The organism is Ramlibacter sp. (assembly GCF_028291745.1).
Taxonomy (GTDB): Bacteria; Pseudomonadota; Gammaproteobacteria; order Burkholderiales; family Burkholderiaceae_C; genus Ramlibacter.
The window spans coordinates 20855-42267 of record NZ_JAQGNQ010000053.1 but is presented as its reverse complement, the minus strand read 5'-3'; the positions used below and the strand labels follow the sequence as shown (position 1 = coordinate 42267).

General features: G+C 68.4%; 21 protein-coding genes and 1 pseudogene. 4 read left to right on the top strand and 18 right to left on the bottom strand.

Annotation, left to right across the window (positions count from 1 at the left end; all coding sequences use genetic code 11):
* Nucleotides 1–562: 562 nt before the first annotated feature.
* From JWP60_RS08375 to JWP60_RS08355, 5 genes and pseudogenes are all read right to left on the bottom strand, one after another.
* A complete protein-coding gene (locus JWP60_RS08375) occupies nucleotides 563–1360 on the bottom strand; it encodes a LytTR family DNA-binding domain-containing protein (protein WP_299789091.1) in 798 nt (265 codons plus the stop codon).
* Nucleotides 1357–2394, bottom strand: a complete 1038-nt coding sequence (locus JWP60_RS08370) for a histidine kinase (protein WP_299789088.1) — start codon at nucleotides 2392–2394, stop codon at nucleotides 1357–1359. The genes JWP60_RS08375 and JWP60_RS08370 overlap by 4 nt, the downstream gene beginning before the upstream one ends.
* Before the next feature lie 51 nt (nucleotides 2395–2445).
* Nucleotides 2446–3483 carry a dienelactone hydrolase gene (locus tag JWP60_RS08365; RefSeq protein ID WP_299789085.1) on the bottom strand — a complete coding sequence of 346 codons (1038 nt, stop codon included), beginning with the start codon at nucleotides 3481–3483 and terminating at the stop codon, nucleotides 2446–2448.
* 145 nt (nucleotides 3484–3628) lie between these two features.
* Nucleotides 3629–4018: pseudogene (locus JWP60_RS08360) on the bottom strand (DUF2306 domain-containing protein); the annotation flags it as partial.
* Nucleotides 4019–4162: 144 nt separating this feature from the next.
* Nucleotides 4163–4312 carry a hypothetical protein gene (locus tag JWP60_RS08355; protein WP_299789082.1) on the bottom strand — a complete coding sequence of 50 codons (150 nt, stop codon included), beginning with the start codon at nucleotides 4310–4312 and terminating at the stop codon, nucleotides 4163–4165.
* A 159-nt stretch (nucleotides 4313–4471) separates the two neighbouring features.
* Between JWP60_RS08355 and JWP60_RS08350 the strand changes: the two genes are divergently transcribed.
* Nucleotides 4472–5296, top strand: coding sequence for an undecaprenyl-diphosphate phosphatase (locus JWP60_RS08350; RefSeq protein WP_299789079.1), 825 nt, complete (start codon nucleotides 4472–4474; stop codon nucleotides 5294–5296).
* Here JWP60_RS08350 and JWP60_RS08345 read toward each other — a convergent pair.
* The 6 genes from JWP60_RS08345 to JWP60_RS08320 all read right to left on the bottom strand — a co-directional run bounded on the left by JWP60_RS08345 (nucleotide 5247) and on the right by JWP60_RS08320 (nucleotide 12649).
* The gene (locus tag JWP60_RS08345; protein WP_299789076.1) at nucleotides 5247–6035 is read right to left on the bottom strand and encodes an alpha/beta fold hydrolase; all 789 of its coding nucleotides are present in this window, start codon (nucleotides 6033–6035) and stop codon (nucleotides 5247–5249) included. The two genes, JWP60_RS08350 and JWP60_RS08345, sit on opposite strands and share 50 nt — an antisense overlap.
* 110 nt (nucleotides 6036–6145) lie before the next feature.
* Nucleotides 6146–6949, bottom strand: coding sequence for an alpha/beta hydrolase (locus JWP60_RS08340; protein WP_299789073.1), 804 nt, complete (start codon nucleotides 6947–6949; stop codon nucleotides 6146–6148).
* A gap of 182 nt (nucleotides 6950–7131) precedes the next feature.
* Nucleotides 7132–7962, bottom strand: coding sequence for a proteasome-type protease (locus tag JWP60_RS08335; RefSeq protein WP_299789070.1), 831 nt, complete (start codon nucleotides 7960–7962; stop codon nucleotides 7132–7134).
* Nucleotides 7959–10559, bottom strand: coding sequence for a DNA mismatch repair protein MutS (mutS, locus tag JWP60_RS08330; protein ID WP_299789068.1), 2601 nt, complete (start codon nucleotides 10557–10559; stop codon nucleotides 7959–7961). Before mutS ends, JWP60_RS08335 begins: the two co-directional genes overlap by 4 nt.
* A gap of 54 nt (nucleotides 10560–10613) precedes the next feature.
* Nucleotides 10614–11729 (bottom strand): mechanosensitive ion channel domain-containing protein, encoded by a 1116-nt coding sequence (locus tag JWP60_RS08325; RefSeq protein ID WP_299789065.1) that lies wholly within the window; start codon nucleotides 11727–11729, stop codon nucleotides 10614–10616.
* Between the two features lie 8 nt (nucleotides 11730–11737).
* On the bottom strand, nucleotides 11738–12649 hold the full coding sequence (locus JWP60_RS08320) for an inositol monophosphatase family protein (RefSeq protein WP_299789062.1): 912 nt from the start codon (nucleotides 12647–12649) through the stop codon (nucleotides 11738–11740).
* A gap of 160 nt (nucleotides 12650–12809) precedes the next feature.
* Between JWP60_RS08320 and JWP60_RS08315 the strand changes: the two genes are divergently transcribed.
* Together JWP60_RS08315 and cysE are read left to right on the top strand one after the other, a co-directional pair.
* Nucleotides 12810–13541, top strand: coding sequence for an RNA methyltransferase (locus JWP60_RS08315; RefSeq protein WP_299789059.1), 732 nt, complete (start codon nucleotides 12810–12812; stop codon nucleotides 13539–13541).
* Between the two features lie 12 nt (nucleotides 13542–13553).
* Nucleotides 13554–14327 carry a serine O-acetyltransferase gene (gene cysE, locus JWP60_RS08310; RefSeq protein ID WP_299789056.1) on the top strand — a complete coding sequence of 258 codons (774 nt, stop codon included), beginning with the start codon at nucleotides 13554–13556 and terminating at the stop codon, nucleotides 14325–14327.
* 131 nt (nucleotides 14328–14458) lie between these two features.
* Here cysE and mog read toward each other — a convergent pair whose 3' ends face one another.
* Both mog and yjgA read right to left on the bottom strand, forming a co-directional pair.
* Nucleotides 14459–15046 carry a molybdopterin adenylyltransferase gene (gene mog / locus JWP60_RS08305; protein ID WP_299789053.1) on the bottom strand — a complete coding sequence of 196 codons (588 nt, stop codon included), beginning with the start codon at nucleotides 15044–15046 and terminating at the stop codon, nucleotides 14459–14461.
* Nucleotides 15039–15659, bottom strand: coding sequence for a ribosome biogenesis factor YjgA (yjgA, locus tag JWP60_RS08300; RefSeq protein ID WP_299789050.1), 621 nt, complete (start codon nucleotides 15657–15659; stop codon nucleotides 15039–15041). The genes mog and yjgA overlap by 8 nt, the downstream gene beginning before the upstream one ends.
* A 70-nt stretch (nucleotides 15660–15729) precedes the next feature.
* On the opposite strand from yjgA, the gene pmbA reads away from it, so the two are divergent.
* Entirely contained in the window at nucleotides 15730–17106 is a 1377-nt protein-coding gene (gene pmbA, locus JWP60_RS08295; RefSeq protein ID WP_299789047.1) for a metalloprotease PmbA, read from the top strand.
* Between the two features lie 324 nt (nucleotides 17107–17430).
* Here the strand turns inward: pmbA and JWP60_RS08290 are convergent, their stop codons facing one another.
* From JWP60_RS08290 to ybiB, 5 genes are all read right to left on the bottom strand, one after another.
* Nucleotides 17431–17874: a GatB/YqeY domain-containing protein gene (locus tag JWP60_RS08290; protein ID WP_299789044.1), complete on the bottom strand. Its 444-nt coding sequence runs from the start codon at nucleotides 17872–17874 to the stop codon at nucleotides 17431–17433.
* Nucleotides 17875–17949: 75 nt separating this feature from the next.
* A complete protein-coding gene (rpsU, locus tag JWP60_RS08285; RefSeq protein ID WP_299789041.1) occupies nucleotides 17950–18162 on the bottom strand; it encodes a 30S ribosomal protein S21 in 213 nt (70 codons plus the stop codon).
* Between the two features lie 221 nt (nucleotides 18163–18383).
* Nucleotides 18384–19616 carry an NAD(P)/FAD-dependent oxidoreductase gene (locus JWP60_RS08280; protein ID WP_299789038.1) on the bottom strand — a complete coding sequence of 411 codons (1233 nt, stop codon included), beginning with the start codon at nucleotides 19614–19616 and terminating at the stop codon, nucleotides 18384–18386.
* Nucleotides 19617–19637: 21 nt separating this feature from the next.
* Entirely contained in the window at nucleotides 19638–20405 is a 768-nt protein-coding gene (cobA, locus tag JWP60_RS08275) for a uroporphyrinogen-III C-methyltransferase (protein ID WP_299789035.1), read from the bottom strand.
* On the bottom strand, nucleotides 20402–21307 hold the full coding sequence (ybiB, locus tag JWP60_RS08270; protein WP_299789032.1) for a DNA-binding protein YbiB: 906 nt from the start codon (nucleotides 21305–21307) through the stop codon (nucleotides 20402–20404). The genes cobA and ybiB overlap by 4 nt, the downstream gene beginning before the upstream one ends.
* Nucleotides 21308–21413 lie beyond the last annotated feature (106 nt).

Genomic DNA, 21413 nt, shown 5'->3' with positions numbered 1-21413 from the left:
GCGCCGTGCCCGCTGTGTCCGCGGGCCGTAGCCCGCTCCACAAATCCCCGCTGCCTGCCTGATCCGCTGGCGTGTCTGCCGCCCGAGCCCACCCGGCGGCCGTCGAGGTCGCCTGCGTCGCTGGGTTTTCCGTCTTTCATTGCTGTTTGCCCTCTGAGTGTTAACAGAGTACGCGCGCTGCAACGCTTTACGTGACGGTGGTGCCCAACCGTCTTCGTGGGACGCGTTCGACCGAGCCGTAGTCGCTCAGGCCGTGAAATCGTGCTCGTTCTGCGACCGGACAAAAAAGAACCCCCAGGTTTTTGGCCTGGGGGTAACAATGCCAGTCGCGGGACGGAGGGCCGGACCAGCTCACCCCGGAGGAGGAGGGGACTCAGAGGAGTCGGGGTGATCGGGACGAAAGGCGCTTGCGTGTCGGTAAGGATGCGCCTTTCGTGCAATTCGATGCCTTGTAGTAGAAGGGCCGGACGCGATGCGTCCTGTAGGACGCAACCCACAGGCGCTGCCAGACGATCTCGATACGTGGGCGGCACCGACGGGAACCGTCAAGTCCCCGAACGGGCTACATCGCCTTGAAGAGATGGGCATAGAGGCGGCTCACGGGAAGCCGCTCTCCGCGCCCCCGCAGCGCCAGGTGCAGCTTGCCGGATTCGTCGCGCTGCACGCTGTCGATCGCCGTCACGCGGACCAGTGTCCCGCGGTGCACCTGCCAGAACAGTTGCGGGTCCAGCTGTGCGGTCAGTTCCTTCAAGGGCGTGCGGATCAGCAGTTCGCTGCCTTCGCACACCACGCGCACGTACTTGTCGGCCGCTTCGAAATACAGCACCGCTTCGACCGGCACCATGCGGATGGCGCTGCCCACGCCCGCCTGGATCACCTTGAGCAAAGGCTGGCGCGGCGCAGTGGCGGGCGCTGCCTGCAACAGATGGCGCAGCTGGCCCAGCGTGGCTTCGAGGTCGCTGCCGCGGCCTTGCCGCTGGGCCAACAGCTGCTGCAACTTGTCCACCGTCTTTTGCAGGCGCGCGGGCTGCACCGGCTTGAGCACGTAATCGACGGCATGCGCATCGAAGGCCTGCAGCGCGTACTGGTCGTACGCCGTGACGAACACGAGCGCCGGAAACGGCGCCTCTTCGGGCCAGGCATCGGCCAGCTCTGCGGCGGCCTCGAGTCCACCCAGGCCGGGCATGCGGACGTCGAAGAACAGCACGTCGGGACCATGCCGCAGGGCCGCCTCCACTGCGGCCGCGCCATCCCCCACCATCTCGACCACCTGCAACTGCGGCCAGGCACGTGCGAGCTCGGCGCGCAAAGCCTGCGCGAGCAGCGGCTCGTCTTCGGCAATGAGGGCGCGCGGGTTCATGCGATGGGCAGCGCGATGCGCGCAAGTGCGCCCTCGCCGTCGCAAGAGAATTCGAGGCTGGCGGTGTCCCCGTACAGGGTTTGCAGCCGGTCCCGGATCTGCTGCAGGCCGAAGCCGGGGCCGGGGGACACGCCGCCTGCCTGGCCGACGCCCGTGTCCGTCACTTCGAGCAGCAGCCGCTTGCCCTGGCGGCTGGCTCGAACGTCGATGCGGCCGCCGCGCACCTTGGGCTCGAGCCCATGCTGGATGCTGTTTTCCACCAGGGGCTGCAGCAGCAGCGCCGGCACGGCGACCTGCTGCAGTTCGCCCGGAAGCTCCAGCGCGTACGCCAGGCGCGGGCCCATGCGGATGGCCATCAGCTCGAGGTAGTCGCGCAGCCGGTCGAACTCCGCCTGCAAGGCGTGCGTGGTGGTGCGCGAGCCATCGAGCGTGGCGCGCAGGTAGTCGATCATGTGATCCAGCATCTGCTGCGCCCGCGCGGGATCGACCGCGATCAGCGCGCGCAGGTTGGCGAGCGTGTTGAACAGCATGTGCGGCTCGAGCTGCGTCTCCAGCAGCTTCAGTCGCGCCTCGGTGGCATGGCGGGTGGCCTCGTGCATCTTGCGCAGGAGATAGGCGCTCTTGCTGCGGGCATAGAACCAGTAGCTGCCCACCATCCCGGACACCAGGGTGATCAGGATCCCGTGGCGCAGGTCGGCCTCGTCGCGCAAGTCCACGCCCGCCGGAAAGATGCCCAGCACCCGGCACAGGAACAGGCCCGCCGCATTGCCGACGACATAGCCGGTGACGATGCCCGCTATCACCAGCAGCACGCCCGTGGCGCCGGCGGGCCAGCCGGTCTCGGCCGCCGAGGGAAACAGGTGTCGGCCCAGGTCGATGACCGCCCATGTCAGCAAGCCGATCAGCAGCGAGTACACGAGCGGTGGCCCGAACGGCCGCTGCGGCGCAAAGGCGGTCTGCAGGCCGGCCACCAGCAGGCAGAACAGCACGACCTGCAACAGGTGCCGCAGCTTGGACGGCCAGTGGATCGTCATGCGGGTTCGGGGTGCTGGTCGGCGCTGGGTGTTGTCATGGCGAAATCCATTCTACGGAAGCAGGTGGCGATGGAAGAAGGCCACGATGCGCTGGTCCACGGCGGGCAGCCGGGTGCGGTCGAAGCCGGGCGGATCGGCCAGCAGCTCGCTCGCGATGGCGCCCAGCCGATCGAGCGGGGGCTGCGGCGACAGCAAGGCACCATGGCCAGCGCCGGGCAGGTCGGCCAGCAGCTCGCAGCGGGGGCGGCAGGCCTGCAGGATGGCGTCGGCATGGAAGCGCGGCGCCAGCCAGCGGTCGCCGCCGGCTCGCACGATCCCCAGCGGCACTGCGGGCCGGGCCAGCGAGGCCGGATCGAAATCGGCCGCGAAGGGCACGCCCGCGACCACCGCCTGGATGCGCGGGTCGCGCTGCGCGTACCAGGACTCGTCGTCGAAGCGCTGGCGGATCACCTGCGTGGCGACGGTCTTCTTCAGGCCGTCGAAGGCATCTCCGCGCAGCCGGGTGGCCAGGCCCACGCAAGCGGGAAAATCGTCGCCGATGTGGGCCTCGCAATGACGCCGGAACTGCGCTGGCGACCAGCGCCCGCCCGCGAGGCTGAGCGCCGTGTGCCCGCCCGCGGACATGCCGTACATGCCCACGCGATCGAACGACAGCAGCGGCGCCAGTGCCGTGGCCTGCGCGACCGCGTCGATCGCATGGGACAGCTCGATGGGGCGCAGCTTCCAGCTCGCGGGCCCGGGGTTCGAGGGATCGCGGGCGTTGTCGCCCTGGTGTTCGGGCATCGCCACCACGAATCCGTCGGCCACCAGTGCGCGGGCGAGATCCGAGTGGACCCATGCGTTGCCGCCGGAGCCGTGCGAGACGACCACCAGATGGCCGTTGCCACGCATGGGCGGTGCGTTCTCCGCCAGCGCGAGCTGGAACGGGCCGCGCTGCACCGTCGCATCGGCCTGGGCGGTGGGATAGAAGACCGTGACGGGGCCGTCGCCGGCCACGCCGGTCAGCGTCATCACGCCGGTGCCGGCGTGGGCAGCGGCAGCAGCGGCAGTGGCCAGGGCGGCGATCACGCCGGCAAGCAGGGTGCGCATGGTCGTTCTCCTTGCGGGTGCATCAAACGGACCGGGCGCCGCGGGGACGCGCCTGGACGACCAACAGAACCACCAGCACGCCGAGCAGCGACCACATCCACACCGGCGTGAAGCGCATGGCAGGCGGTAGCGGCGCGAACGCGCCCCACACCAGGCGGCCCAGGTAGCGGTTCGGCAGCAGCGCGAAGCTGCCGGCTGCGATGCACGCGGCGAAGTAGAGGCGCTGCATGATCCTGCGATGCCCCGCGATGTCGCCCAGTGCGAGCTTGCGGAAGGCCCCGAACAAGGCGATGAAGGTCACCGGAACCAGCAGGTGGAGGGGCGTGTAGCCGGCGATGTTGGGCAGGCTGCGATCGCGCAGGAACAGTGCCGTCAGCGCAGTGACCAGGATCAGCGTGACCCACGCATAGCCGAAGGCGCGATGCAGCAAGGGCCGCTGGCGCGCGCCCTTGCGGGCCCAGAGCGCCACGGGTCCCGTGGCAACGGCGGCGAGCGCGGCGCTCAGGTGGATGGCAATGACCGGCGACATCTGCATGGCAGGCTCCTGGTTGGCAGGAGCCCACTGTGCTTGCCGCCCGCCATGCCAGCCAGCGCGCTGCGACGAAGCGGCGTCAGGATGCCGTGAAATGCAGGCCGGCCGGTGCGAAGCGCGGCGCGCCGGCTTCGGGCCTGGCGGGGATCAGGCCCAGATGCGGCGGTACTTCTCGGCCAGCTGTTGCTGCCGCAGCATGATCTTCGGGACGTCCGGGTGCATCGGGCTGATCTCGTTCATCGCCCAACGATAGAACGCCTGGGCGACGACCACATGGAGCAGATTAAGGATTTTCATGACGGTTGATCATGCCGTCGCGCCGCCGCCGGACTGTAGGCTTCGTGCGCGACCATGCCTCGCCGTTTCCGACAGGCGCTGTCAGACGAAAGCGGGGGCAGGGCCCCAACCCGGCACCTGCGGTGCGGTCCATAATCCGCGCTTTTGCGAGGAGCTTGCGTGGACGTCGTTTTGCTGGTGAAGGCCGCGATCATGGGCATCGTCGAGGGCCTGACCGAGTTCCTCCCCGTTTCCAGCACCGGCCACCTGATCCTGGCCGGTTCGCTGCTCGGCTTCGACGACGAGAAGGCCAAGGTCTTCGATATCGCGATCCAGACCGGCGCCATCCTGGCCGTGATCCTCGTGTACTGGCAGAAGATCCGCAGCACCATCGCCGCTCTGCCGCACCAGCGCGATGCGCAGCGTTTCGCCCTCAACGTGCTGGTGGCTTTCATCCCGGCCGTCGTGCTGGGCCTGGCGCTGGGCAAGATCATCAAGGACCATCTCTTCACGCCGGGTGTGGTCGCGTCTACCTTCATCCTCGGTGGGTTCGTGATCCTCTGGGCCGAGCGGCGCGAGCAGGGCCATGTGCACGTGGAGGAGGTCGACCAGATGCGCTGGCCCGACGCGCTCAAGCTCGGCCTGATCCAGTGCCTGGCGCTGGTGCCCGGCACCAGCCGCAGCGGCGCCACCATCATCGGCGGCATGCTGCTGGGCCTGTCCCGCCGCGCCGCGACCGACTTCTCGTTCTATCTCGCGATTCCCACGCTCATCGGTGCCGGCGCATACAGCCTCTACAAGGAGCGCGCCTCGCTGGGCGCGGGCGACGTGCCGATGTTCGTGGTTGGGCTGGTGTTCTCGTTCGTGAGCGCCTGGCTCTGCGTGCGCTGGCTGCTGCGCTACATCTCCAGCCACAGCTTCACGCCCTTCGCCTGGTACCGCATCGCCTTCGGCATCATCGTGCTGGCGACTTCCGCAGCCGGCTGGGTGCACTGGCAGGAGTAAGCGGGCTGCGCGGCCGCCGATAGGGTCGCCAGCGGCCCTCCGGCTGCGCCAGCCGGTCGGCGACGATGCGCAGCACGTCGGGGTGCGTGGGCATGCCCAGGTGGCTGGCGTGCACGGGCACGTTCTCGGCCTCCGGCGCGCGCGGCTCCAGGCAGCCACGCCAGCTCACCATGCCGTCGCTCCTGCTGTAGATCGATGTGATCGGCACCGGCGGGCGCACGCGCAGGCGTGCTTCCAGCTCCGGGCTCAGCTGCGCGGCACCCATCAGCTTCACCAGGGTGCCGGCATGGTTGCCGCCGCGCAGGGAGTTGTGCGGCGTGGCCAGCGTCACCACCTGGCGCACGGCCTCCGGACAGCACTTGGCGATCTCGCGCGCGTAGATGCCGCCCAGGCTCCAGCCCACCAGGCTGACCTTGCGCCCGTGCTTGCCGTGCACTTCGCGCACCCGTTGCACCAGCCCGGCCAGCCATTCATCGAAGTCACGGTCGGGCCCGGTGTTCACGCCGAGGTCCCAATCGAACACCCGGAAGTTGCAGCTGCGCAGGTACGAGCGCAGCTGTGACATGTTCATGGCGCCGGCGCCGAGACCCGGATAGACGATCACCGGGTGGCCGTCGCCTTCGACCGGGGTGGGCGTTCCGACATGGGAAGAACAGAACTCGAACAGCGCGCGCAGCGGCTCGCTGGCCAGCAGTGCAAGAGAGGGAGCGGGAAAGCCGAAGGCAGTCGTTACAGGCATGGCCTCAATGTGAAGAGGGGTTGCCCCCGCCGGTGTGGTCCGGGGCACGCGCCGGCTGTAAGCCAGCCGTGTACCGGGGATGTAGGACGCTGCCGGGTGCCCCGCCGGGATCAGGATGCCATCGAAAGCAGGCTGGCCTCGATGGCGGCAGCCGTTGCGAGCGGCTGTTCCATGGGGAAGAGGTGGCTGCCGTCGAGCATGAAGATGCGTCCGGCGGTGACCTTCCGGGTCATGGTCATGCCGACCTGCGCGATCTCCCCGGACTGCAGGCCGCCGATGAAGGCCGCGGGGCATTGCAACGGATGGTGCTGCAGCAGCCGCTGCAGGTTGTCCGGCAGCGTGTTGTAGATGGCGGTCTCGACCTCGCGATTGAAGCTCAGCACGCGCTGGCCGTCAGCATCGTGCGTGCCGTGCCCGATGTAGTCGGCCAGCACCTGCGGGTCCCAGCGGGCGAAGGCCTTCTTGTGGCTGAAGTGTTCCAGCGCCGCCTCGCGCGAAGGCCAGCGGTTGCGGCGCTTGCGGCTCACGGCGCCGGGCGAGACCGCGCCCACCAGCGCCGTGCGCTTGACGGCGCGCAAGGCCTGCGCCCTCCAGCCGCCCACCAGCGGCGAGTCCAGCAACAGCACGCCGCGCGCGAGCTGCGGATGGCGCGCGGCGCACATCACGCTGAGAAAGCCGCCGAGGGAGTGCCCCACGAGGAAGGCCGGCGCGCCGTGCTTCTGGACTTCGCGCTCGGCAAAGTCATGCAGTTGCTGCACGAGCTGCGGCCAGTTGTTGCTCGGCGCGTAGTGCGGATCGTGCCCGAACTTTTCCGGCGCCGTCACCGTGAAGCCGCGCGCGCGCAGGTGCTTGAACAGCACGGTGTAGGTGCCGGCGGGGAAGCTGTTGCCGTGGGAGAAGACGATGAGGGACATGCGCCAGTCAGGTGAAAGCCTCCGTGGATGTCATTGCGGGCTGTCCGATGTCATCGCGGCTGTTGGATGTCATTGCGGGCTTGACCCGCAATCCACGACGGCGCAAGTGCCACCGCCGTCGTGGATCCCGGGTCAAGCCCGGGATGACGTCCGCGGAATCCGGACATCCAGGCACAAGCCCTTCAGATCAACTTCTCTTCCGGCCGCGTGATCTTCTTCAGGGGCTTGCTGCGGCCGCCTGCTTCGGTGCGCAGCGGCGTCTCGGTGTGCGACTCGTCCCAGACCGGATCGTCCAGGCTGTCGAATACCTCGCGCAGCTTCTGCCCCCAGCCCGTGTGCAGCATGCGGAAGTACGGGTTGTGCATGTCGATGCACACCACCTTGTCGGTCTGGAAGCGGTTGGCTTCGTACACGACCAGATCCAGCGGCGGGCCGACCGAGAGGTTGGACTTCATCGTCGAATCCATCGACACCAGCGCGCACTTGGCCGCCTCGTCGAGATCGGTCTCGGGCGTCAGCACGCGATCGAGCACCGGCTTGCCGTACTTGTATTCGCCAATCTGGAAGTAGGGCGTCTCGGGCGTGGCCTCGATGAAGTTGCCGGCCGAATAGACCTGGAACAGCCGCATGCCCTCGCCGCGGACCTGGCCGCCGAAGATCAGGTTGACGTTGAACTCCACGCCCGAATGCTGCAGGGACGCGGCATCGCGGTCATAGACGTGGCGCACCGCCTGGCCCAGCACGCGGCAGGCATCGAACATGCTCCTGGCGTTCCAGATCGTGATGGGCTCGTCGCCGTCCTGCTCCTTGAGTTGCTCCACCTGCAGGATCTCGCGCACCGATTGCGAGATGCTCAGGTTGCCCGCGGACAGCAGCACCATGAAGCGGTCGCCCGGCTTCTCGTAGATGATCATCTTGCGGAAGGTGCTGATGTTGTCCACGCCCGCGTTGGTGCGCGAGTCGGAGAGGAACACCAGGCCCGCATTGAGCTTGATGCCGACGCAATAGGTCATGACAGGAGTTTCTTGAGCGTATAGAGGGCGTCGAGCGCATCGCGCGGCGTCAGCGCATCGGGATTCAGTGCGGCCACGGCCGCTTCCAGCCGCGTGGGCGCGGCGGCCTCCGCGGTCGGGGGCGGCGCGAACAAGTCTACCTGCTCGCGGCTTTCCACTTGATGCTTCTCCAGCGCGGCCAGGGCGTGGCGCGCGTGGTGGACCACCCCCGTGGGCATCCCCGCCAGCTTGGCGACCTGGATGCCATAGCTGCGGCTCGCGGGGCCGGGCTGGATCTCGTGCAGGAACACGATGTCCGAACCCGATTCGGCCGCGCCCACGTGCACGTTGAGCGCGCAGTGGTGCTTCGCCGGGAATTCCGTCAGCTCGAAGTAGTGGGTGGCGAACAGGGTGAAGGCCTGCGTGCGGTCGTGCAGGTGCGCCGCGATCCCGGAGGCAAGCGCGAGACCGTCGAACGTGGAGGTGCCGCGGCCGATCTCGTCCATCAGCACCAGGCTTTGCACCGTCGCACCATGCAGGATCTGCGCGGCTTCGGTCATCTCCAGCATGAAGGTCGACTGCGCATTGGCCAGGTCGTCGGCCGCGCCGATGCGGGTGTGGATCGCATCGATCGGCCCCAGCCGGCAGGCCTGCGCCGGCACGTAGGAGCCCATCGCCGCCAGCAGGCAGATCAGCGCCACCTGCCGCATGTAGGTGGACTTGCCGCCCATGTTGGGGCCCGTGATGATCTGCATGCGCTGCTTCGGGCCGAGGCGCGTGTCGTTGGCGATGAAGCTGCCGCCGCTGGTCTCCGCCAGGCGCGACTCCACGACCGGGTGGCGGCCCTGCACGATCTCGATGCCCGGTTCGCGGATGAACTGCGGCCGGCACCAGTTGAGCGTGAGCGACCGTTCCGCCAGCGCGCACAGCGCATCGAGCGTGGCCAGCGCGCGTGCCAGCTGCGTGAGGCAGGGGATGTGTTCCTGCAGGGTGTCGAGCAGTTGCTCGTACAACCATTTTTCCCGGGCCAGGGCGCGCTCCTGCGCCGACAGCGCCTTGTCCTCGAACGCCTTGAGTTCCGGCGTGATGAAGCGCTCGGCATTCTTCAGGGTCTGGCGGCGGCGGTAGTCGTCCGGCACCTTTTCCAGCTGACCCTGCGTCACCTCGATGTAGAAGCCGTGGACCTTGTTGTACTGCACGCGCAGGTTGGCGATGCCGCTGCGGGCGCGCTCGCGCGTCTCCAGCTCCAGCAGGAAGCCGTCGCAGTTGTCCTGGATCGCCCGCAGTTCATCCAGCTCGCCGTCGTGGCCGGTAGCGATCACATTGCCGTCCCGCACCAGCGCCGACGGGTCCTCGCGCAGCGTGGCCGCCAGCCGCGCTACGCAGCCCGAGGGCGGCTGCAGGTCCTGCGCGGCGTTCGACAGCAGGCCCGGAATGCCTTGGATCAGCGCGGCCAGGCTGTGCGCGCGCTCCAGCGCCAGCCGCAGGCCGACCAGTTCGCGCGGCCGCACCTGGCGCAGGGCGATGCGCGCCGTGATGCGCTCGACGTCGCTCACCCCTTTCAGTTCCGTGCGCAGCTTCTGCCACAGCCCTTCGCGCAAGCCGGCGATCGCATCGAGCCGCTGCTGCGCCACGGCGCGCTCGCGCAGCGGCTCCAGCAGCCAGGACTTGAGCAGGCGGCTGCCCATGCCGGTCATGCAGGTGTCCAGCAGCGAAAAGAGGGTGGGGCTGTCCTCGCCGCGCAGCGTCTGCACCAGTTCGAGGTTGCGGCGCGTTGCCGGCGGCAGCTCGATGCGCTCGCCCGCCCGCACCACCTGCAACTGCTGCACGTGCGAGAGCGCGCGCCCTTGCGTGTGTTCGGCATACGCGAGCAGGGCCGCGGCGGCGGCGTGCGCGTGCGCCAGTTCCTCGGCGCCCCAGGCGGAGAGGCTCGCGGCCTTCATTTGCTCCAGCAACTTGCGCTGGCCCAGGCCGCTGTCGAACTGCCATTCGGGCCGTTGCGTGAGCGGCACCGCGCGAAACGCCTGCAGCCGCTGGCCGAAGGCGGGCGTCACGTCGGTGCTGTGCAGGATCTCGCTGGGCGCGACGCGCGCGATCCAGTCCTGCAGCTCGTCGCCATCGCATTCGGCCAGGTGCAGCGCACCCTGCGTGACACTGAGCCAGGCAAGGCCGACGCGCTGCTTCGGGGCCTGGTGCAGGGCGAGCAGCACGGCCTCGGACTTGTCGTTCAGCAGCTCGCTGTCGGTCAGCGTGCCGGGCGTGACGACGCGGATCACCTTGCGCTCCACCGGCCCCTTGCTCGCGCCCACCTCGCCCACCTGCTCGCAGATGGCGACCGATTCGCCGCAGCGGATCAGGCGCGCGAGATAGCCCTCGACCGCGTGGAAAGGCACTCCGGCCATCACCACCGGCTCGCCCGCGGACATGCCGCGCCGCGTCAGGGTGATGTCCAACAGGCGCGCGGCTTTTTCCGCGTCCTGGTAGAACATCTCGTAGAAGTCGCCCATGCGGTAGAACAGCAGCGTACCGGGGTAGTCCGCTTTCAGGCCCAGATACTGGGCCATCATGGGCGTGTGCTTGCTCAGGTCGGGCGCGGCGGGGGTTGGATCGCGGTTCATGCAGGGCGGATTATCCCGCCCGTGGCCGACGGGAGCAGCGGCTGGCCGGGATGATCAGTCAGACAGATGCGGTACGGGCTCTCTATGAGGCAGCCGCAGGCCGGGCCGCGGTTCTTCCGGCGACACCTCGTTGTCCGTGATGTTGCGCACCACCGGCAGCGCCTGTGGATATTCGCGCACGAGGAAGGCGATCAGGCCCTCGCGCACCTTGCAGCGCAGGTCGAAGTTCTTGCCCGAGCTGGAGGAGGACACCAGCACCCGCACCTGGATGGTCTTGTCGGTCGCGTCGGTCACCTGCACCCCGAACACGCGCTTGTCCCATTCGGGCATGTCCTCGACCAGCCGCTTCGCTTCCGCGCGGATCGGTTCGATTGGCGTTGCGTAATCGAGGTACAGGAACACCGTGCCCATGATCTGCGAGCCAGTGCGCGTCCAGTTCTCGAACGGGTTCTCGATGAACCACTGCAGCGGCACGATCATGCGGCGCTCGTCCCACAGCTTCAGCACCACGTAGGTCCCGGTGATCTCCTCGACCCGGCCGAACTGGTCCTTCACGATCAGCACGTCGTCGATGCGCAGGGGCTGCGCCAGCGCGAGCTGCAGGCCCGCGATCAGGTTGCTGAAGACGGGTCGGGCGGCCATGCCGCCGACGATGCCCAGCACGCCGGCCGAGGCGAGCAGGCTGGCGCCGAGCTGGCGCGCGCCCGGGAAGGTCATGAGCGCGACCGCGAGGCCGGCGATCAGCACGATCACCATCGCGCTGCGCGAGAGCACGCGCGCCTGCGTCTCGATGCGCCGGGCATGCAGATTGTCTTCGCCGGTCGTGGGATTGCTCGCGATCACTCCGTCCGCGACGCCGTTGATCGTGGTCGCGACCAGCCAGGTGAAGGCGGCGATCAGCAGCAGGCCGGTGACCTGGCGCACGACCATGATGTGCTCGAGATCGTCGGGCGCGGCGCCCCACACCAACTGCATCGCCAGCAGCGGCATGGTCACCGCGGCCGGCCGTCGCGTGCACTCCAGCATCGCGCGCAACACGACCGAATGCCGCGTCATGCGCCGCAGCACGGCCCGCACTGTGATGTGCGCGGCCACTGCCCCCAGCGCCGCAACCAGCGCGGTGATGAGGGTGATGATCCAGCGGGGATTGTTCTGCAGGCTTGCCAGCATCGTTCTCGTCAGGCCTCCCGGCCCGGTCCTTCATCCACGTGCGTGCCCGGTTCCAGGCTCGGCTCGACCAGCGTCGGCGTGTTCTGGCGCAGCTCGGCCTTCTCGCCCGCGCTGGCGAACTTGCTGTACTTGCCCAGGATCTTCACCAGCTGGCCGTAGATCTTGGGGTTGCCGGCCACGCATTCGCGCTGCTCGAGGAAGTCGGCCTCGCCCGTGAAGTTGCCCACCAGGCCACCGGCCTCGGTGACCAGCAGCGAACCGGCAGCCACGTCCCAGGGGGACAGGCCGGTCTCGAAGAAGCCTTCGGTGAAGCCGGCGGCCACGTAGGCGAGGTCGAGCGCCGCCGCGCCCGGACGGCGCAGGCCGGCGGTCTGCTTCATCACCTCGGACATCATGCGCAGGTACACGTTGAAGTTGTCGCCCGGGCGGAACGGGAAGCCGGTGGAGACCAGCGACTCCTTGAGCTGCGTGCGCTTGCTCACGCGCAGGCGCCGATCGTTGACATAGGCGCCGCGGCCGCGCGTGGCGGTGAAGAGGTCGTTGCGGGTGGGGTCGTAGATCACGGCCTGTTCGACCCGGCCGCGCACCAGCAAGGCGATGCTGACGCAGTAGACGGGAAAGCCGTGGATGAAGTTCGTCGTGCCGTCCAAGGGGTCGATCACCCAGACGTGATCGGAGCTGGCGCTGCCATGCTCGCGGCCGGATTCCTCGGCCCAGATGCCGTGGTCCGGATACGCGGTCAGCAGCGTGTCGATGATGATGTGTTCGGCGGCGTGGTCGACCTCGGTGACGAAGTCGTTCGTCTGCTTCTGCGAGATGCGCACGGCCTCGACGTCGAGCGCGGCCCGGTTGATGATCGCGCCGGCGGCGCGGGCGGCCTTGACGGCCATGTTGAGCATGGGGTGCTGGTTGGGCGACATGAGTTGTTCAAGAGCTTCGTCCGCGAGGGGACAGGAGCGAGCCGGCGATGCGGAGCGCTTACGTTAGCCGTGATTTTAGCGGCGGCCTGTCAGCCATGTTCGCAAGGGTTCTTCGGTCGCCGGACTTACGTCGAACTGCGTACCGGACAATCGCGGCGTGATGCCCACCACCCGCTTCGTCCTGATCCAACCCAGCCACGCCGGCAACGTCGGCGCGGCGGCCCGCGCCCTGAAGGTGATGGGCTTCGAGGACCTCGTGCTGGTCAACCCGCGCTGGAGCGACGTGCTGGAGCGCGAGGAGACGATCGAACGCGCGAGCGGCGCCGTCGACGTGCTGCGCAACGCGCGGGTGGTGGACAGCGTCGATCAAGCCGTGCAGGGCATGACGCACGTGCTGGCCACCGTGATGACGCCGCGCGACTTCGGCCCGCCCACGGCCACCCCGCGCGAGCACCTGCAGGCGATCGCCCCGGCCGGGCACAGCGTCGCCTTCCTGTTCGGATCGGAGCGCTACGGCATGCGCAACGAGGACGTGTACCGCTGCCACGCCGCCCTGCGCATTCCGGTGTCGCCGCACTACGGATCGCTCAACCTCGCGGCCGCCCTGCAGGTAATCGCGTACGAGTGGCGGATCGCGCTGGGGGGCTTCCAGACCCCGGCGGCCGCGACGCCGGCCGCCAGCGCAGCGGATGCGGCCGCCGTCGCCGGCATGCTGCAGCACTGGCAGGAGGCGCTGGTCGCGATCGGCTTTCTCGACCCCGCCGCGCCCAAGAAGCTGATGCCGCGGCTGAACCAGCTGTTCAACCGGGCGCAGCCCACGCCCGAGGAAGTCCACATCCTGCGCGGTGTTGCCAAGGCCATGCTGGAGACGGCGAAAAAGGCAAAGCCTTAGACTGTGGCCGCCATGTTCCAGCGCCTGCGTTCCGACATCCAGTGCATCCTCGACCGCGACCCTGCCGCGCGCAGCAAGTGGGAGGTGCTCACGTGCTATCCGGGGCTGCACGCGCTGCTGCTGCATCGCGGCGCCCACTGGCTGTGGCGGCGCGAGCTGCGCTGGCTGGCGCGCTTCATCTCGCAGTTCTCGCGCTGGATGACGGGCATCGAGATCCACCCGGGGGCCACCATCGGCGACGGCGTGTTCATCGACCATGGCATGGGCGTGGTGATCGGCGAGACCGCGGAAGTGGGCGATGGCTGCACCATCTACCAGGGCGTGACGCTGGGCGGCACGTCGCTCGCCAAGGGCGCCAAGCGCCATCCCACGCTGGGACGCAACGTGGTGGTGGGCGCGGGGGCCAAGGTGCTGGGGGGCTTTACGGTGGGCGACAACGCCGCCGTGGGTTCCAACGCGGTGGTGACGAAGCCGGTGCCCGAGGGCGCGACTGCCGTCGGCATCCCCGCGCGCATCATCCAGGCCGAGGATTCGGCACGGCGCGAGGAAGTCGCCGCGAAGATGGGCTTCTCCGCCTATGGCGTGACACAGAGCGACGACCCGCTGTCGCAGGCGATGCGAGGCCTGATCGACAACGCCTCCTTGCAGGAACACCAGATCGCGCTGCTGTGGCAGGCGATCGAGAACTTGTCCGCCGCACGCCGCGGCGAGGACTGCGTGCCGCCAGGGGCGCAGACGACGGAGAACTTCGAGAAAGAGAAGTTGACGCAGCTGGTGGGGAAATAGCGTTGACTTCCTCCCTCCCCTTCCGGGGGAGGGTCGGGGTGGGGGCGCTGCGGCGCTGGTGGAACGCACTGTGTTCCGGGGAGCGCCCCCATCCCAGCCTTCCCCCGGCGGGGGAAGGGGCTAACAGCCCTTTATTTGGCCGCCCGCACGGCCCCCTTCGGCCGCCACCCCTTGCACACCTCGTCGTTCGTTTCCAGGTACGGCCCGCCAATCAGGTCCACGCAATAGGGCACGGCCCCGAAGACGCCCGGCACCAGCTGCTTGCCGTCTTCCTTCAAGCCCTCCAGTGTTTCCTGGATCGCTTTCGGCTGGCCGGGCAGGTTGATGATCAGCGTCTGCTTGCGGATCACGGCGACCTGGCGCGAGAGGATGGCGGTCGGCACGAAGCGCAGGCTGACCTGCCGCATCTGTTCGCCGAAGCCGGGCATCTCCTTGTCGGCAATCGCCAGGGTCGCTTCCGGCGTGACGTCGCGCGGCGCCGGGCCGGTGCCGCCGGTGGTCAGCACCAGCGCGCAGCCGGCGTCCACCAGTTCGACCAGTGTGGCGCTGATGCGCTCCTTCTCGTCGGGGATCAGCCGCTCGTGGAAGCTGATGGGGTTGCGCAGCGCGCGCGTGAGCCAGTCCTTCAGCGCCGGCAGGCCCTTGTCCTGGTAGACGCCGGTGGAAGCGCGATCGCTGATCGAGACGATGCCGATCGCGATGCTGTCATGCTCACTCATGTTCCTGCTGCTCCAGGTGGTCGCGCACGATCTGGAAGATTTCGCGGTATGCGCGCCCGCGCCGCGGGGCCTCGCCGCGCGAGACTTCGTCCTGGGTCGGGACGCTGTCCTTGCGCGCCTGGCGCACCAGCGCGCGCAACTGCTGCACGTCGGTCTCCGGATGCGCCTGCAGCCACGCCTGCAGCGCGTCGTCGCTGGCGATCAGGTCGTCGCGCCATTTCTCCGCCACATGCAGGGCGAGGGTCTGCTGGGCCGAGCCGCTGCGTTGTTCTTCGAGGGCGTCGCGCACGGCCTGCTGCTGCTGCGGTTCGAGCAGCCGCATCAGCTTGCCGACGTACTGCAGTTGCCGCCTGCGGCCTTCGAAGTTGCTGATGCGCCTGAGCTCCTCGAGCGCGGTGACCAGGTTCTCGGGCAGGGCAAGCCGCTCGAACAGATCGCCGCGCAGCGTCAGCAGGGCTTCGCCCACCTTCTGCAGATCGGCGCTTTCCTTCTTCAGCTCGGTGCGGCTCGGCTCGCCGCCGGTCTGCTCGGCGCGCAGTTCAAGATCGAGTTCGCTGCCTTCGGCAACGAAGTGGCCTTTGACGAAGTAGCCTTTTTTGATTTTACGGGGCATGGGAGAGACGGTGACGTGGACGGCTGCGCGGCCGTGTTGCATGCCTTGCACAAGTATCATAGCCGTCCATATGCACAAGACACCTGCGCACGACGGATCCGGCTTTGCCTACAGCCGTGCCGATTTCGAGGAACTGGTCGACTTCGCGCTGGAGCACGCGCGCAAGCTCGGCGCCACCGACGCGGGTGCGGAAGCCTCCGAGGGCTGCGGCCTGAGCGTCTCCGTGCGCAAGGGCGAACTCGAAAACGTCGAGCGCAATCGCGACAAGTCGCTGGGCATCACCGTCTACATGGGCAACCAGCGCGGCAACGCCAGCACCTCGGACTTCTCGCGCCCGGCCCTCGAGCGCACCGTGCAGGCCGCCTATGACATCGCGCGCTTCACCGCGCAGGACCCGGTCGCCGGCCTGCCCGATGCGGAAGAGATCGCGCCGGTCAGTTCCCAGCCTGACCTGGACCTGTTCCACCCGTGGAGCATCACCAGCGAGCAGGCCGCGGAGATCGCGTTGCGCTGCGAGCGCGCGGCCTTCGATACCGACCCGCGCATCACGAACAGCGAGGGCGGGGGCGTGTCGGCGCAGCAGAGCCATTTCTTCAGCGCGCACACGCATGGCTTTCGCGGCGGCTATGCGAGCTCGCGCCATTCGATCTCGGTCGCGCCGATCGCCGGCCGTGCCGAGGAGATGCAGCGCGACGCCTGGTACACCTCCATGCGCTCGGCGCAGGAACTGGCGGCGCCCGAGGCGGTGGGCCGCTATGCCGCCGAACGCGCGCTGGCCCGCCTGAAGTCCCGCAAGATCCCGACCGGCGAGTGCGCGGTGCTGTTCGAGTCGCCGCTGGCCGCCGGCCTGCTGGGGGGCTTCGTGCAGGCTGTCAGCGGTGGCTCCCTGTATCGCAAGAGCACCTTCCTGCTCGATTCGCTGGGCAAGCAGGTGTTTCCCGAGCACATCGACGTGCTGGAGGATCCCTTCGTGCGGCGCGGCAAGGGCAGTGCTCCCTTCGACGAGGAAGGCGTGCGCACGCGGGCGCGCAAGGTGGTGGATGCGGGCCGGGTGGAGGGCTACTTCCTCAGCAGCTATTCCGCGCGCAAGCTGGGCATGAAGACCACCGGCAATGCGGGTGGCTCGCACAACCTCACGATGACCTCGCGGCTCACGCAGCCGACGGACAACCTCGTCGCGATGCTGAAGAAGCTGGGCACCGGCTTGTTCGTGATCGAGCTGATGGGGCAGGGCGTGAACTACGTGACCGGCGACTATTCGCGGGGCGCCAGCGGCTTCTGGGTGGAAAACGGCGAGATCGCCTTCCCGGTGCAGGAGATCACGATCGCCGGCAACCTGCGCGACATGCTCATGGGCATCCAGGCGGTGGGGGCCGACGTGTACAACTACGGGGCGAAGACGGTGGGCTCGATCCTGATCAACCGGATGAAGGTGGGCGGCTCGTAGGCCGCTACGCGGCCAAGAGCCGCCCATCCCGGCGCAGGCCGGGATCTCGCAAGGCACAGCGGGCGGTGCGGAAGTGATTGCGGGCGGGCGGAGAGCCGCCCATCCGGGCCGGCTGGATGTCATCGCGTCTGGGCCCAGCGCCGCCCATCCTGGCGGCGTCGATGTCATTGCGGGCTTGACCCGCAATCCAGGCGGCGGTGGATGAAGCGCCGCCGTGGATCCCGGGTCAAGCCCGGGATGACATCCTCAAGCCCGGGCTGACATCTTCAGGTCCGGGAGACATCCTGACGACCCGAGAGACATCCTGACGCCCGGGAGACATCCTCAAGCCAGCGCCGCCTTCACCGCCGCGCTGACCTGCCCCATGTCGGCCTTGCCGGCGAGCCGCGACTTCACCGCGCCCATCACCTTGCCCATGTCGCCCGGGCCCTTGGCGCCCAGCTCGGCGACGATCGCTTTCACTTCGGTGTCGATCTCGGCGGCCGAGAGGCGCTGCGGCAGGTAGGCCTGAAGCACCATGACCTCGGCCTGTTCCTTGTCGACCAGGTCCTGCCGGGCAGCCTTCTGGAAGGCCTCGATGCTGTCCTTGCGCTGCTTCAGGAGCTTGTCGACGATCGCCACCACGGCCACGTCGTCGAGCTCGATGCGCTCGTCCACTTCCCTTTGCTTGATGGCGGCCGTGAGCATGCGGATGGCGCCCAGGCGGTCGCTGTCCTTGGCGCGCATGGCGGCCTTCATGTCCTCGGTGATGCGTTCCTTGAGCGTCATTTGTTTTCCTCGAAAGAATGAAAAAAGCCCGCCTGAGCGTCCCCAGGCGGGCTTTCGGATGCGGTCAGCCGGGGCTCAGTAGAGCTTTTTCGGCAGCTGCATGCTGCGCACGCGCTTGAAGTGACGCTTGACGGCGGCAGCCTTCTTGCGCTTGCGCTCGGCGGTGGGCTTTTCGTAGAACTCGCGGGCGCGCAGCTCGGTCAGCAGACCCAGCTTCTCGATGGTGCGCTTGAAGTGGCGCAGCGCCACGTCAAACGGCTCGTTTTCCTTGACACGAATGGTCGTCATGACTTCCAGAATTTCAGGCGGCGAACGTAGATCGAGGACGTTCGCCTGAGTTTCCCCACCTATGGTTTCGATCGGGCCGGTGGGGGTTTGCCAGCAAAGCCAGAGATTATAGCCTTGCTTGGGCGACGGGCAAGGCTGGGGTCATTCGATGCCCGTAGGCTGGGCTGCCGGAGGCACCCCAGCGTTTGGCGCGATCGCTGGGGTGCCTTCGGCAGCCCAGCCTACGGGAGCCGCGAAGCCAAGCCCTGCGCGCAGGCATACCCGCTCGCCCACGCCCACTGGAAGTTGTAGCCGCCCAGCCACCCCGTCACATCCACTGCCTCGCCAATGAAATACAGCCCGGGCTGGCGCGATTCCATGGTCTGTGAGGAGAGCTCGCGCGTGTCGACGCCGCCCGCCGTCACCTCCGCCTTGCGCCAGCCCTCGCTTCCCGTGGGCACCAGTTCCCAGCGAGACAGGCGCTGGGCCAGCTGCTGCAAGGCCTTGTCCCCGGCCTCGTTCACCGGCCGCTGCCAGGCGGGATCCTGCTGCGCCCAGGCATCGGCCAGCCGCGCGGGCACCCATTGCGCGAGTTCGTTGGCGATGCGCTTGCGCGACCGCGCCTTGGCCGCGCTCAGCTCCTGCGCCACGTCAACGCCCGGTGCAAGGTCGATGCGCAGCGGCTGCCCTTCCCGCCAGTAGCTCGAGATCTGCAGCACGGCCGGGCCGCTCAGGCCGCGGTGCGTGAAGAGCAGGTCCTCGTCGAAGGCGATCAGGTCCTTCTTTTCGCCGGTCGCTATGCGCACCGGCAAGGAGAGCCCGGCCAGCTCCGCGAACGGCTGCCATCCGGTGCCATCGAAAGTCAGCGGCACCAATGCCGGCCGCGGCGCGACGATCCCCAGCCCGAACTGCTTGCCGATGCGATGGCCGAAGTCGGTGGCGCCGATCTTCGGGATCGACAGCCCGCCGGTGGCGATCACCACGGCCGGTGCCCGCGCCAGTCCGGCACTCGTCTGCACCTCGTACAGCCCTTCGGACAACGCGATGCCGCCGACCTGGCACGGCTGCAAGTGCGTGACGCCGCCGGCGCCGCACTCGGCCAGCAGCATGCGGATGAAGTCGTCGGCGGAGCGGTCGCCGAACAGTTGTCCCTTGTGCTTCTCGTGGAACGGGATGCCATGGCGCAGCACCAGCGCCAGGAAATCCTGCGGCGTGTAGCGCGCCAGCGCCGAGCGGCAGAAATTGGGATTGGCCCCGAGGAAGTGCTTGTGCGGCGCCCGTGGATCGAGTTCGCGATTGGTGAAATTGCAGCGTCCGCCGCCTGAGATGCGGATCTTTTCGGCGACCTTCTCCGCGTGGTCGACCAGCAGGACCTTCACGCCCAGTTGCCCGGCGACACCCGCGCAGAACAGGCCGGCCGCGCCGGCGCCGATCACGATGGCATCGAAGCGGGAGGAAGAGGCTGCGTCCGGCATGGACGCGGATTATCTCTGCCCTCAGGCAGCGCGTACCGCGGACACGGCGTGGCCGGCCGCCGCCACCCCGCGCACCACGTCGCCGACAACGATCACCGCCGGACTTGCCAGCGCCTGCGCGGCAATCGTCGCGGCCATTTCGCCCAGCGTGGTCACGGCATGCCGCTGGTCCGGGTGCGAGGCGCGCTGCACGATGGCCACCGGCGTGCTCGCCGGCAATCCGGTGAGCAGGTCTTGCTGGATGTGGGCCGCACCGCTCACGCCCATGTAGATCACCAGCGTGAGGCGTGCTTCGCGCGCGGTCGCGGCCAGCATGCGCCAATCGGGCAGGCTGGCACCTTGCTGGGCGTGGCCGGTCAGGAAGATCACGCCCTGTGCATGCTCGCGGTGCGTCAGCGGCACGCCCAGCGAAGTCGCCGCGGCCAGGCCCGACGTGATGCCGTTGACGATCTCCACGGGCACGCCGGCAGCGCGCAGGTGCTCCATCTCCTCGCCGCCGCGGCCGAAGATGAAGGGGTCCCCGCCCTTCAGCCGCACCACGTTCTCGCCTTCGCGCGCCGCCATCAGCATGAGCTTTTCGATGAAGGCCTGCGGCGTGCTCTTGCAGCCGCCGCGCTTGCCCACGTGCACGATGCGCGCACCGGGTGCGGCATGCGCCACCACCTCGGGGCTGACCAGGTCGTCCACCAGCAGCACGGTCGCGGCGCGAATCGCCTTCAGCGCCTTGAGCGTCAGCAGTTCCGGGTCGCCGGGGCCGGCGCCCACCAGGGTGACTTTGCCTGTGTTCATGCGAAGGCGAGGTGCAAGATGTGTTCCACCTGGAGGGCCATGGATTCGGGGATGGGCTTGTCACCCGCGAGCACGGCGCGAATGTAGGCTGCCGTGCTGTCGGGGTCGACCTCCTTCGGCAGGTCGGGCAGGTCGGTGAGCGTACCGCGTCGGCCTTCCTGCAAGGTCACGCGCCTCCCGCGCACGAAGCCGTCCATCTGCGGCAGCCGGCGGGCATCGGCCACCACCTCGCCTTCGGTGCCGCGCAACAGCAGCGCGGTCGCCCTCATGCGCTGGAAGACTTCGCCCATGGACACGCCATATTCCGGATGGGTGTAGCTGCTGACGATCACGGCCGGGCCGGTGCAGGGATTCATCAGCTTGACCAGGCTGTGTGCACTATTGCGCAGTCCGATCGCCCGGCGTGCATCCAGCAGGCGCTTGAGGCCGGGATTCAGCACTTCGGTGGGCACGAAGGCGACCTGGCCGTCGCGCAGCACCGGCGCCGCGGCCGCTTCCTGCACCTCGATGGCATGCAGCACGTCGCGCACGAAAACGCGGCTCGATTCGGTGGCGGTGCCATGGATGAGCACCGGCAGTCCGCGGCGCGCCACCAGCCCGGCCAGCAGCGGCGTCAACACGGGCAGTCGCCGCGCACCGTTGTAGCTGGGCAGCACCACCACGGGCTGGCCGCTGGCCGACGAGGCCCGCTGCAGGCGCGCGTGGGTGGCATCGAGGAAGCCGCACATCTCCTCGGGCGTCTCGCCCTTGACGCGCATGGCGATGCAGAAAGCGCCGATCTCGAGATCGCTGACCTGGCCGTCGAGGATCTGGCCGAACAGGTCCGCCGCCTGCTCGCGGGCGAGCGAACGCGCGCCCTGCTTGCCGCGGCCGATTTCCTTGAGGTACTGACTGATGCCCACGCACGATTGTCCCAGAGGGCGGATGACCTCCCGCAACAGGCTGATTTCCGGCGCGCGCGCGGGTCAAACCCTGATGGCGACACCCGGACCCGCTGTCACACTCCGC

Excerpts from the sequence above, each read along its gene's own strand:
- cobA (WP_299789035.1), bottom strand. The coding sequence starts at position 20,405 with ATGAACACAGGCAAAGTCACCCTGGTGGGCGCCGGCCCCGGCGACCCG.
- JWP60_RS08335 (WP_299789070.1), bottom strand. The coding sequence starts at position 7,962 with ATGACCTATTGCGTCGGCATCAAGCTCAATGCGGGCCTGGTGTTCCTC.
- JWP60_RS08290 (WP_299789044.1), bottom strand. The coding sequence starts at position 17,874 with ATGACGCTCAAGGAACGCATCACCGAGGACATGAAGGCCGCCATGCGC.
- pmbA (WP_299789047.1), top strand. The coding sequence starts at position 15,730 with ATGCACAAGACACCTGCGCACGACGGATCCGGCTTTGCCTACAGCCGT.
- JWP60_RS08325 (WP_299789065.1), bottom strand. The coding sequence starts at position 11,729 with ATGCTGGCAAGCCTGCAGAACAATCCCCGCTGGATCATCACCCTCATC.
- JWP60_RS08340 (WP_299789073.1), bottom strand. The coding sequence starts at position 6,949 with ATGTCCCTCATCGTCTTCTCCCACGGCAACAGCTTCCCCGCCGGCACC.
- mog (WP_299789053.1), bottom strand. The coding sequence starts at position 15,046 with ATGAGTGAGCATGACAGCATCGCGATCGGCATCGTCTCGATCAGCGAT.
- JWP60_RS08315 (WP_299789059.1), top strand. The coding sequence starts at position 12,810 with ATGCCCACCACCCGCTTCGTCCTGATCCAACCCAGCCACGCCGGCAAC.
- yjgA (WP_299789050.1), bottom strand. The coding sequence starts at position 15,659 with ATGCCCCGTAAAATCAAAAAAGGCTACTTCGTCAAAGGCCACTTCGTT.
- cysE (WP_299789056.1), top strand. The coding sequence starts at position 13,554 with ATGTTCCAGCGCCTGCGTTCCGACATCCAGTGCATCCTCGACCGCGAC.
- JWP60_RS08355 (WP_299789082.1), bottom strand. The coding sequence starts at position 4,312 with ATGAAAATCCTTAATCTGCTCCATGTGGTCGTCGCCCAGGCGTTCTAT.
- JWP60_RS08280 (WP_299789038.1), bottom strand. The coding sequence starts at position 19,616 with ATGCCGGACGCAGCCTCTTCCTCCCGCTTCGATGCCATCGTGATCGGC.
- JWP60_RS08320 (WP_299789062.1), bottom strand. The coding sequence starts at position 12,649 with ATGTCGCCCAACCAGCACCCCATGCTCAACATGGCCGTCAAGGCCGCC.
- rpsU (WP_299789041.1), bottom strand. The coding sequence starts at position 18,162 with ATGACGACCATTCGTGTCAAGGAAAACGAGCCGTTTGACGTGGCGCTG.
- JWP60_RS08375 (WP_299789091.1), bottom strand. The coding sequence starts at position 1,360 with ATGAACCCGCGCGCCCTCATTGCCGAAGACGAGCCGCTGCTCGCGCAG.
- JWP60_RS08370 (WP_299789088.1), bottom strand. The coding sequence starts at position 2,394 with ATGACGATCCACTGGCCGTCCAAGCTGCGGCACCTGTTGCAGGTCGTG.
- mutS (WP_299789068.1), bottom strand. The coding sequence starts at position 10,559 with ATGAACCGCGATCCAACCCCCGCCGCGCCCGACCTGAGCAAGCACACG.
- JWP60_RS08365 (WP_299789085.1), bottom strand. The coding sequence starts at position 3,483 with ATGCGCACCCTGCTTGCCGGCGTGATCGCCGCCCTGGCCACTGCCGCT.
- JWP60_RS08345 (WP_299789076.1), bottom strand. The coding sequence starts at position 6,035 with ATGCCTGTAACGACTGCCTTCGGCTTTCCCGCTCCCTCTCTTGCACTG.